Source organism: Colwellia sp. MB02u-10, from assembly GCF_014077185.1.
Lineage (GTDB): Bacteria > Pseudomonadota > Gammaproteobacteria > Enterobacterales > Alteromonadaceae > Cognaticolwellia.
This window is the reverse complement of the sequence record NZ_JACGVK010000139.1, coordinates 70,683-83,078: the sequence shown is the minus strand read 5'-3', so window position 1 is coordinate 83,078 and position 12,396 is coordinate 70,683. Positions and strand designations below refer to the sequence as shown.

Annotated in this window: 6 protein-coding genes; 3 read left to right on the top strand and 3 right to left on the bottom strand. The window is 41.3% G+C overall.

The annotated features are described in order from the left end of the window. Positions 1-47: 47 nt before the first annotated feature. Positions 48-359 (top strand): metalloregulator ArsR/SmtB family transcription factor, encoded by a 312-nt coding sequence (locus H4J59_RS18095; RefSeq protein WP_220469880.1) that lies wholly within the window; start codon positions 48-50, stop codon positions 357-359. Positions 360-486: 127 nt separating this feature from the next. On the opposite strand, the gene H4J59_RS18090 is transcribed toward H4J59_RS18095, so the two are convergent. Next, positions 487-1,506, bottom strand: a complete 1,020-nt coding sequence (locus H4J59_RS18090; protein WP_182241375.1) for a GlxA family transcriptional regulator — start codon at positions 1,504-1,506, stop codon at positions 487-489. A 136-nt stretch (positions 1,507-1,642) separates the two neighbouring features. Between H4J59_RS18090 and H4J59_RS18085 the strand changes: the two genes are divergently transcribed. Then, the gene (locus H4J59_RS18085; protein ID WP_182241374.1) at positions 1,643-3,538 is read left to right on the top strand and encodes a beta-ketoacyl synthase; all 1,896 of its coding nucleotides are present in this window, start codon (positions 1,643-1,645) and stop codon (positions 3,536-3,538) included. Positions 3,539-3,797: 259 nt separating this feature from the next. Continuing rightward, positions 3,798-6,032: a diguanylate cyclase gene (locus tag H4J59_RS18080; protein ID WP_182241373.1), complete on the top strand. Its 2,235-nt coding sequence runs from the start codon at positions 3,798-3,800 to the stop codon at positions 6,030-6,032. A gap of 331 nt (positions 6,033-6,363) precedes the next feature. Here the strand turns inward: H4J59_RS18080 and H4J59_RS18075 are convergent, their stop codons facing one another. Continuing rightward, positions 6,364-7,812, bottom strand: coding sequence for an FAD-dependent oxidoreductase (locus H4J59_RS18075; protein WP_182241372.1), 1,449 nt, complete (start codon positions 7,810-7,812; stop codon positions 6,364-6,366). Positions 7,813-7,839: 27 nt separating this feature from the next. After that, positions 7,840-12,300: a glutamate synthase large subunit gene (gene gltB / locus H4J59_RS18070; protein WP_182241371.1), complete on the bottom strand. Its 4,461-nt coding sequence runs from the start codon at positions 12,298-12,300 to the stop codon at positions 7,840-7,842. Positions 12,301-12,396 lie beyond the last annotated feature (96 nt).

Sequence of the window (12,396 nt, the reverse complement as noted above, 5' to 3'; positions counted from 1 at the left end):
TTACGCGATAAAATGATTTTTTTGCGACAATGAATAGCGAGTAATAAATGGCCGAGTTAGCCGCAATTGATATAAAAGAAATGCGTAATAATGCTTCGCAAGCTGCGGACTTATTGAAAGCAATGAGTAATGAACATCGGCTGTTGATTTTATGTCACTTGGGCGAAAAAGAAATGTCGGTGAATGAACTGAATAATTTTGTCGATTTGAGCCAATCAAGCTTATCGCAACATTTAGCCAGATTACGTCAAGATAATTTAGTTAAAACACGGCGCGAATCACAAACCATATTTTACAGTATCGCCAACCCCTCAGTGGTGAAACTGATCAGCTTGTTGCATAGTGAATTTTGCGCATAAACTTTAATATGCCCAATACTAAAACTCACAGGGGAATACTTAAGTACTAAAAGTTAAGCACTAAAACTTAAACTCTAGAACTCAAGCACTAAGATAGGACAATAAAAAATGTTTTTACCTTCGCCGCTTAGTCGTTACTAAATAATTTTCTTCTCACCATCGCCCGGTAAGCTTTTGGCGTTATATTTAACCTTTGCTTAAACAGGCGAGTAAAGTTTGCTTGGTCTTGATAACCGACTTGAAAAGCCACTTCTTGAATGGATAAATTACTCGCTGCTAATAATTCCTTCGCGCTTTGTATTTTTAATTGTTGCCAATATTGTGTCGCATTCATGCCGGTGGCGTATTTAAATCGGCGGGTAAATGAGCGCTGACTGATACCGAACTGCTGCGCGATGTCATTTAAGCTTAATTCAGTATTTAAGTTGGTTTTTAACCAAAATTGAATTTGGCTGATTAATTCATCAGGGTGGCGATCGACCGCACCTTCTAAATAACGCTGTTCTTCGTAGGGTTTTCTAATTTCATGGGAAAAGTTTCGCTCTACTTGTTGTGCGGCATTTTGACCGTAAATCTGAAAAATAATATGCACAACAATATCAGCTAAGGCATTGACACTGGCCGCACAATAAGTGCGTTCAGATTGGGTGATAAAAAAATCTGGCTTCAAATCTACTTTTGGATAATCACGTTTAAATTGCTCCACATAGTGCCAATGGGTTGTTGCTGGGTGGTAGTCTAAAATACCGGCCTCAGCCATTAAGCAAACACCGGTACCACCGCCAATTAAAATTGATCCTTTGCCCCAGATCTCACTTAACCACTGCAACATTTTTGGTTGTTGAGCAATGGTTGGTCTGGGGTTGCGCCACAAACTAGGAATAAAGGCAAAATCAGGTCGTTGAGCATGTTCAATGTCAATATCAGGTAGTAGTTTAATCAAAGCACGAGTTGATATCGGTTTAATGCTTTCAGCAACCATTTGAATAGACAAACGCGGTGCATGGCGGTTTGCTTGCAAAGCCACCGCTTCGCCCGCACGTAACATCTCAACCGGTAGGCTGACACTGGTTGCTAGCATTTGATCATAAAGTAACAAGGCAATCTTGATGGTATTGTCTTTACGGCGTTTAAATTTTGTCTTCATTAACCTCATCACTCTTTATTCTACTTGTTTGGCTATTTTGACATATTTTATGGCTACAAATGAATGTTATTTATTTTTGCTAACTCTTACACTGAGCAACATAAATATTGATATTTGAATTTAAAGAGATTTTTTCATGACTGCGTTACCTATTATAGTTGGCATGGGCGGTATTAATGCCGCGGGTAGAACATCGTTTCATCAGGGCTTTCGCCGCATTGTTATTGATAAACTAAATGCTGAAGCTCGCCAAGAAACTTTTGTTGGTTTAGCAACATTAATGAATTTACTGACCAGTCAAGACGGACAGTTACTTGATGCCCAAGGTAAGGTAGTTGATAAATCTGAGGTTGAAAAACGTTTCGGTGAAGAAATTTTAGCGGGTACATTAATTCGCAAAATTGAAAATGAACATTTTGACCCTGATGCGACGCCATGGCAGCAAAAATTGACGATGGACACTGGCGAAAAGGGTATTAGCTTTGAAACCCGTGCCCGTGATTTACCTAAGCCATTACCGCGTACATGGCAAATTACTGAACTAGCAGATAAACGTGTTCGTGTTGATATTGCCGGTGAAATTGAAGTCAAACATGACTCAACTCGTGATAACCCCATTAAAGCCGCGGGCCAATTTCCAACAGGTTTTAAACCCGCCAGTTTATATAACAGCCGTTATCAGCCACGTGGTTTACAAGCGACTATTTTTGGCGCCGCCGATGCTATTCATTCTACGGGTTATAGTTGGAGTGAAATTGTTGATAAAATTTGCCCAGATGAAATTGGTACATATTCAGCCTCGGTATTCGGTCAAACTCAAGCTGAAGGCTTGGGTGGCATGATGCAAAATCGCCAAAAAGGTGAGCGTGTTTCAACAAAAAATTTAGCCCTTGGTTTAAATACCATGTCGACTGACTTTATCAACGCTTATGTTACTGGCAGTGTCGGAACAACCTTTACCTCTACCGGCGCATGTGCCACTTTTTTATATAACTTAAAAGCGGCAGTACAAGATATTCAAGCAGGGCGTATTCGCTTGGCAATTGTGGGTAGTAATGACTGTGCTATTACGCCTGAAGTTGTTGAAGGTTTTGGCAATATGAGTGCACTGGCCAATGAAGAAGGCTTGAAAAAAATTGATGGTAATGGTGTCGCCGATCATCGTCGCACTAGCCGCCCGTTTGGTAATAATTGTGGTTTTACCATTGGTGAAGCCGCGCAGTTTATTGTTTTAGTAGATGATGCCTTAGCGCTAGAGCTTGGTATGCATGTTTTGGGTTCAGTGGCGGATGTTTTTACTAACGCCGACGGTATTAAAAAGTCAATTACAGCACCAGGACCCGGTAATTATATTACTATGGCAAAGTCAGTTTCCTTGGCTAAGTCGATTATTGGCGCGGAGTCAGTTCAACAACGTAGCTTTATTTTAGCGCATGGCTCTAGTACCCCGCAAAACCGTGTTACTGAATCGTTAATTTATGATCGTATAGCCAAGAGTTTTGATATTAATAATTGGCCGATAGCAGCACCTAAAGCCTTTGTTGGTCATACTATTGGCCCAGCCAGTGGCGATCAGGTAGCTATGGCGCTAGGAATATTTGCTCACAATATTATGCCGGGTATTACCACTATTGATAAAGTGGCTGATGATGTTTATAACGAGCGTTTAAATATTGCTACTGAGCACTGGCATTGCCAAGATATGGACGTCGCCTTTATTAACTCGAAAGGTTTTGGTGGCAACAACGCCACAGCGACCTTATTTTCTCCAGCGGTAACCTCGGCGATGATGGAAAAACGCCATGGCGCTGCTGCGATGCAAACTTACCGAGATAAAGCTACTGTGGTAGAACAAGCAAGAGTTAAATATCAAGCGCAAGCCGACAGTGGGGATTTTCAAATTATTTACCGTTTTGGCGATGGTACGTTAATGGATGATGATCTTGCTATTACGGATGAAGATATTAGTATCAGTGGCTTTACTAATAAAATAGTGCTACCCGCAAAGAACCCGTTTGCAGATATGGTTTAAGCTGAATAAAAATCTAGAAAGTTTGCCAAAAGCCCTGCAATGATATTGACAGGGCTTTTGTATTTAATGCACTATAAATAGTCGGTATATGGGTATGAAGTGGCTAATATTGTCTGGATGATAAAGAATATTTTGCTTTGAAGGGATGTTTTTAGTAACTTTAAATCACTTTTCGTAACTGTTAATCACTTTCGCAGCTTTCGTCACTATACAGTTCACATCATAGTAATTTAATAACGATTGAAACGGTACATTATATATGGCTATAGCGCCTATTGAAATTGCTCTAAAGCTTGACAATGATGATGACATTGTTAAGCCTAAACCTAGTCAAATCGGCCCGATCTTATTAGCCTTAGCTTTAGGCTTAACTGGCGCTTTGCTCAATAGTTACCCAATAGAGCTAGCCTATAATATTTTTTTAGTGCTCGGTAACCTTACGTTTATTATTGCCGCCGCCTATCTTCGTCCTGCATTGACCCTGCTATGTGCTTTGATTTGTGTTGCGCCGTTGTTAATTATTTGGGGTCATCCCTTTGGTTTTTTAACTTTTGGCTGCGAAGCACTTTTTGTTTCTTATTTGCGTAGTCGTGGTTGGTATTTACCGACAGCAGATTTTTTGTATTGGTTGGTTATTGGTATGCCACTGACCGCATTGTTAATTGAATTCACTACGACTAATGCGCCAGAATATTTGATATTTGCTTTGTTTAAACAAAGTATCAATGGGATTTTTTATACTGCTTTAGCTGTTATCTTGATTTTTGTATTGGGTGATAAATTGAATGGTTGGATAAAGTCACAACAACCACCGCTAGTGAAAAATCTCAAACAATACTTGCAGTATATTTTATGGGTCATGTCGGCTTTTTTTGTGGTCGGCGTTTGTTTGTTTTTAAGTCGAAGTTTAACTAATATTCAAGATCAACAATTTCAAGATAAGCTTGATATTAGCAGTCAGTACGTGGGGCGTATTATTGAAGATTATGTTGATGAGCATAAGAAGGCCATTGCCCAAGTAGCGGATACGTTATCCGTTATTGACCCCACTAATTATGACGATGCTTTGACTAAAGTACATAAAATTTACCCTGGTTTTTTGACTATGCTGATTGCTAATCAGGATGGCAACTTAGCGACTTCTTCACCGCGTGCTTTAATGGAAAACCTGCCTAAAAGTGGCTTTAGTGTTGTCGACCGCTCGTATTTTTCTCAAGCTTTTTTTCAGCAATCGCTTTACGTATCCTCGGTTTTTTTGGGCCGAGGTTTTGGTGCTGACCCTATTATTGCTATTAGTGCGCCAATTTATGCGAACGATAATGCTAACAAGAACAATAAACCTGTTGGTATTGTTGAAGGTTCGCTAAATCTTAATTTGTTTGAGCAGGTTAATCGTTATGCTGCCAATGATCGAGAAATTGATCTGGTATTAACTGATGAAAATGACAATGTTATTTATGCTGATGCGGATTTAGCGCTGGCGAGATTGTCGAAATTTAATTTTTCTTTGGATCAAGCTAATACCAAGCATCAACTACTGACGATTGACACTTATGGTGCCAATAAACAGCGTTATTTACACCGTCAATCAGTACTTAATAATGGCTGGAAAATATTTGTTTTAATTGAGCATAGGCAAATTTTAGCCTTAGTAGAGCAACAATATTTGACTATTTTTATCTCTTTATTTTTTGTTTTTATTTTGGTGATTGCCTTAGCAAACCAATTTGCTCGCACTTTGAGTAGACCATTAGCATTTGCTTTAAAAGAGCTTGCCCAGGGTGGAGGTAAAAGCGGTTATAAAACTATGCCTTATGTGGCGCCTACTGATTTTTTAATCTTGTACGAGGAATTACAGCAGTCGAAAGAGCGTTTACTTAAGCAGCAATTTATTTTAGAAGATAAAGTAGAAACACGTACCCAAGCATTAAATGAAGCGAATAGGGCCCTAAAAAAATTAGTCAATAAAGATAGTTTAACCGGTTTATATAATCGTCGCTATTTGAACAATAAATTTAGTGAGTTACAAGCGATACTGGCGCGAAATAATGCCACTATGTTGCTGGCTATGCTAGATCTGGATCACTTTAAAAAGCTTAACGATGAATATGGTCATTTAATGGGTGATCGCTGTTTAAAATATGTTGCTGAAGTCATGAGTAATAAGTTTCCTCGCCGCAGTGATATTGTGGCACGCTTTGGCGGTGAAGAATTTATTATTGTTGCGCAACATGATGAGCAAGGCATTATGCTAGACAAACTTGAAGAATTACGTCAAGAAATAGCCCAACATCAATTCGAACATGATACTGGGGAATTGATAAGTGTCACTATATCTATTGGCGTGGTGACGATTAATGCGACATATTCTGAAAAAATTACTGATTGGATCACGCTTGCTGATGAACAACTCTATCAAGCAAAAGACAATGGTCGTAATCAATTATCGATAAATCAGTTAGCTCATATTATCGATAAATCAGTTAGTTCATAACAAGGGTGAGACTTTTTCTGCACAATACATACGGCAGAATAAAAAGCTCGGTAAGTAGTCTGCTAGGTTTGGTAACAAAAAAACGCTAGCCATTTAAGCATAATTATAGCGTTCAAATTTGCATTAAAAGATAAGCCGTAAGCTTGAAGTTATGGTTATTATGCGTCGAGGTGCTTGCTGATAAATTTCACTTTAAAATACCGCAAGGCGATATTTTAAAGTGATTTATGCCAAACAAATTCAGCTTAGTTAAGTCAGCAACATATCAGTCTGATTGTTGTTAGCCAGCTTGTTATTAGGCTTGTTATTAGGCTAATTGTTTTAAGTAATACTATGCTTCTTTTTCTTCAGCGGTTAACACAAAATCTAGCACGCCCATGGCGGCTTTTCGACCTTGATCGATAGCGGTCACAACAAGATCTGAGCCTAGCACCATATCACCACCAGCAAAGATATTTTCCTTAGTGGTTTGCAATGCAAAACTGCTATTATCCGTTGCCATTACTCGTCCTTTTGCATCAACTTCAACACCCGCATCTTTCATCCATTGTGGTGGGCTCGGCATAAAACCAAAAGCAATAACGACGGCATCAGCAGGCATGATGAATTCAGAGTCGGCAATAGCTTCAGGGTTTCTTCGACCCTTAACATCTGGCGCACCAAGTTGTGTTTTGATAAATTTAACGCCGCAAGCATCACCGTTATCATCAGTTGCAATATCAATTGGTTGAATATTAAATTGAAAATCTACGCCTTCTTCTTTAGCGTTTTTTACCTCACGTGGTGAGCCTGGCATATTAGCTTCGTCACGACGATAGGCACAAGTTACCTCGCTTGCGCCTTGGCGAATTGAACTACGGACACAATCCATCGCGGTATCACCACCGCCAAGTACAAGCACTTTTTTAGCTGAAAAGTTCACATAAGGTTTGGCGTTAACGTTGCCATCCTCTTGAGAAAGTTTCATTAATTTTTGTGTGTTCGCCGTTAAAAAATCTAGTGCCTTGTAGACACCTGGCGCCGTTTCATGTTCAAAACCACCGGTCATGTCAGTGTAGGTGCCAAGGGCTAAAAACACCGCGTCAAATTCATTACTGATATCACTAAAGCTGATATCGACACCGACATTGATATTTAAACGAAACTCAATACCCATGCCTTCAAGAATTTCTCGGCGAGTTTGAATAACTTCTTTTTCTAATTTAAAGGCGGGAATACCAAAAGTGAGTAAGCCACCAATTTGCGCATGTTTGTCAAAAACAATAGCTTGAACACCGTTTCTAGTTAAGACATCAGCACAAGCTATACCAGCAGGGCCAGCGCCAATAATGGCCACACGCTTACCCGTTGCAACGACTTGAGATAAATCAGGTTTCCAACCTTGAGCTATAGCGGTATCGGTAATATATTTTTCAATATTACCGATAGTAACGGCGCCAAATTCATCATTGAGCGTACAGGCTGATTCACAAAGTCTGTCTTGTGGGCAAACACGACCACACATTTCAGGCAAACTGTTGGTTTCATGACAAAGGTCTGCAGCCTCCATAATTTTGCCATCGGTAACCAACTCTAACCATTGCGGGATATAATTGTGCACAGGACACTTCCATTCACAATAAGGGTTACCGCAATCTAAGCAGCGATCCGCTTGGCCGGCACTTTGCTCGTTACTCATGGGTTGATAAATTTCTACAAAATTTATTTTACGTTGTGCTATCGCTTTTTTAGGCGGTTCGATGCGTTTAACATCGATAAATTGATAAATATTTTTACTCATGAAATAGCTGCTCCACGCGTGTACTCATTATTGTGCTTGAACACGAAGTTCTGCAGATGAACGGCTACGATGTCCCAATAGGGTTTTTACATCAACGGCCTTTGGCTTAACCAGCTTAAATAGCGGTGCGTAAGTGGCAAAGTGAGTTAAAATTTCTTCTGCTCTTAAACTGCCGGTTTCATCTAAGTGTTGGTTGATAATGCCACGTAAATGTTCTTGGTGAATATTGAGCTCATCTATCGCTAACATTTCAATTGATTCATTATTAAGGCGTATGGCTAGGTCGTCTTGCTCATCTAAAACATAAGCGAAGCCACCAGTCATACCGGCACCAAAATTAACGCCAACTTGACCTAAAATGGTCACTATGCCGCCGGTCATATATTCACAGCCATGATCACCTGTACCTTCAATAACGGCATGACAGCCGGAATTTCGCACCGCAAAACGCTCACCTGCACGGCCACAACCGTATAGCTTACCGCCGGTTGCTCCGTATAAACAGGTATTGCCCATAATCATGGTTTTATGACTTAAATATTCCACGCCTTTGGGCGGCTTAATGGTTAATTTGCCGCCGGCCATACCTTTACCAACATAGTCGTTGGCATCACCTGTTAGGGTCATTTCTAAGCCGCCAGCATTCCAGACACCAAAGCTTTGACCCGCAGTGCCATTGAAAAATATTTTAATCGGGTCAGCTGCCATACCTTGGTCACCATGTTTAGAGGCAATTTCACCCGATAATGAAGCACCGACAGAACGATCGGTGTTTTGAATCGTTAAACGATATTCGCCGCCACTACTGTGGGCAATAGCATGTGAGGCAAGCGCGAGTAAACGCTGATTTAACACGCCTTTGTCAAAGGGTTCATTGCTAGCGGTTTGATATAAGGTGGTATCATCACCAGCGACAACCGGCGCAATAATGGGACGTAAATCTAGTTTTTGTTGCTTGGCGGTAATACCGGCCAAGGGGACGAATAAATCTGTACGACCAATAATGGCGGTTAAGCTTTCAACGCCTAAACTGGCTAAAATTTCACGCACATCTTGCGCAATAAATTTAAAATAATTCATCACTTGATCAGGTAAACCTTTAAAGAATTGTTCACGTAGCACTTCATCTTGTGTTGCTACACCTGTGGCACAATTATTTAAATGACAAATACGCAGAAATTTACAGCCTAAAGTCACCATAGGCGCGGTGCCAAAACCGAAGCTTTCGGCACCTAAAATAGCGGCTTTAACAATATCCAAGCCAGTTTTTAGACCACCATCAACTTGTAAACGCACTTTGTGGCGTAAACCGTTTGTGACCAGTGATTGGTGCGCTTCAGCTAAGCCAAGCTCCCACGGGCAACCGGCATATTTAACCGAAGTTAATGGGCTGGCACCTGTGCCGCCGTCATTACCAGAAATAGTAATAAAGTCAGCAAAGGCTTTGGCAACACCTGAGGCGATGGTGCCAACACCTGGACCTGAAACTAGTTTTACGGAAATAATCGCTTTAGGATTGACTTGCTTTAAGTCGAAAATCAGTTGGGCAAGATCTTCAATCGAATAAATATCGTGATGTGGCGGCGGTGATATTAAGGTTACCCCAGGCACTGAAAAACGCAATTTTGCAATTAACGGCGTAACTTTATCACCGGGCAATTGGCCACCTTCACCTGGTTTTGCACCTTGTGCCACTTTGATTTGCAGCACATCAGCATTCACCAGATAATACGGTGTAACGCCAAAGCGACCAGAGGCAATTTGCTTAATACGCGAGTTTTTGACTGTGCCGTAGCGACGTTCGTCTTCACCGCCTTCACCAGAATTAGAGAAACCACCTAGGCGATTCATCGCAATCGCTAGCGCTTCATGTGCTTCAGGACTTAAGGCACCAATTGACATAGCGGCACTATCAAAGCGTTTAAACAGTTCAGACTCTGCTTCAGCTTCGGAGATATCAATGGCGGTTTGATCGTCTTTTAGGGCTAATAAATCACGTAATGCTGCGGGTGGACGTTGGTTAACGTGGTCAGAAAATATTCTGTAATCACTGTAGTTGCCGCTGCGTACCGCCGCTTGTAGCGTGCTCACTACATCAGGATTATAGGCATGGTATTCACCGCCGTGGACATATTTTAGTAAACCGCCATGACTCATTTTTTGGTGTGGCATAAAGGCTTTGCGAGCTAGGTTTATATTGTCTTGTTCAATGTCGGTAAAGTCAGCGCCCTGAATACGGCTAGGTAAATCAGGGAAACAAAGTGCCATAATTTTACTATTAAGGCCAATAACTTCAAATAGTCCGGCACAACGGTAGCTGGCAATGGTAGAAATCCCCATTTTTGATAATATCTTTAATAGGCCTTTATTAATGCCTTCACGGTAATTTACGATGGCTTCGCGGGCCGTGAGGTTAAGTTGCTTTTGTTCAACCAGTTGTTCAATAGTTTCATAAGCTAAGAAAGGGTAAATCGCCGTTGCCCCTAAGCCAAGCAACACGGCAAATTGATGTGAGTCACGCACTGAAGCGGTTTCGACAATAATGTTGGAATCACAACGTAATTGCGTATCGACTAAACGTTTTTGCACTGCACCTACCGCCATTGCGGCAGGAATGGGCAACATACCTTTATGTATATGGCGATCTGATAACACTAAGATTACGGTGTTTTTATCTCTGACTAATGTTTCAGCTTCATCACACAAGCGAATGATAGCGGCTTCTAAGCCCTCGGCTTGATCATAGTTTAAGGTTAAGGTGTCTGAGCGGTAATGTTCAGGGTCTAGCTCGCGTAATTGTTTTAAGCCGGTATACATTAATACCGGTGTCGCAAATAGAATACGGTCGGCATGGCCAGTAGTTTCATTAAAAACATTATGCTCACGGCCAATACAAGTGCCTAACGACATCACATAGCGTTCACGCAAGGGGTCAATGGGTGGATTAGTGACCTGAGCAAATTGTTGGCGGAAATAATCATAAAGCGAACGCGACTGACTCGATAATACCGCCATTGGGGTATCATCGCCCATCGAGCCGGTAGCTTCTTGACCGTTATCAGCTAATGCTTTGACTACCTGATGTATTTCTTCGTAGCTGTAGTTAAACATTTTATGATATTGAGCGATTTCTTGATCACTAAATATCCGTTGACCAATTAAGTTCGCGGCTAATGCATCAAAAGGCACTAAGCGACGAATGTTAGTGTCTAACCATTGACGATAGGGATGGCGAACTTTTAGCTCATTGTCGATAGCATTAGAGTTGAAAATTTTCCCTGTATAGGTATCAATGGCTAACATTTCGCCTGGGCCTACGCGGCCTTTTTCAACCACTTCATCTTCGCCGTAATCCCAAATTCCCACTTCAGAAGCTAAGGTAATAAAGCCATCACGAGTAATAACATAACGTGCAGGTCGTAAACCATTACGGTCTAAATTACAGGCGACGTGACGGCCATTGGTGACCACAACACCTGCGGGCCCGTCCCAAGGCTCCATATGCATAGAGTTAAATTCATAAAAAGCTTTTAAATCATCATCCATTAACGGGTTGCTTTGCCAAGCGGGTGGCATTAATAATCGCATACCGCGGTAAAGATCCATGCCGCCCGCCATAAATAACTCAAGCATGTTGTCTAATGATGAAGAGTCAGAGCCGCTTTCATTAACAAAGGGCGCTGCATCTTGTAAGTCGGGTAATAAGGGCGATCTAAAACCGTGGGTGCGCGCGCGACTCCACTGACGGTTGCCTTTAATGGTATTAATTTCACCGTTGTGTGCTAAATAACGAAAAGGTTGTGCCAAGTGCCACTCGGGCGAGGTATTAGTAGAAAAGCGCTGATGAAATAGGCAAATAGCCGTTTGCATGCGAATATCGGCTAGATCCAAATAAAAATTGGGTAAATCTACCGGCATCATTAAGCCTTTGTAAATGGTGACTAAGCACGACAAACTGGCGACATAGAAACGTTCATCACTGATACGTTTTTCTGCCCGTCGTCTCGCCATATATAACCGGCGTTCAAGATCTCGATTTCGCCACCCTGATGGCGCATCAACAAAAACTTGTTCTATAGCCGGTAAATTACCTTTGGCAATTTCACCTAAGGTGCTGGTATCGGTGGGGACGATTCTCCAGCCAACTAAGGTAAGGGTTTCACGTGCTAATTCTTCTTCTAGAATTTTTTTACTTGCGCTGGCTTTAATAGGATCTGAATTAAGAAAAATCATGCCTACCGCGTACTTTCGGCCTAATGGCCAGTTATTTTCTTCAGCAACTGCGCGGAAAAAGCTGTCAGGCTTTTGCATTAATAAACCGCAACCGTCACCGGTTTTACCATCAGCAGCGATACCACCACGATGTTGCATTCGGTCTAAGGCTTGAATGGCAGTCTTTACGAGCTTATGACTTGTTTCGCCATGCTGATGGGCAATAAGCCCAAAGCCACAATTGTCTTTTTGATATGAATGGTCGTAAAGTTGCATTATCTTCTCCTAAATAAAGACCTCGGCAATTCAGCTGGGTGAGAATAGAATAAAGTTATACTTTAAGTGCATAAGTAACCCTGAATTCATCGCGAA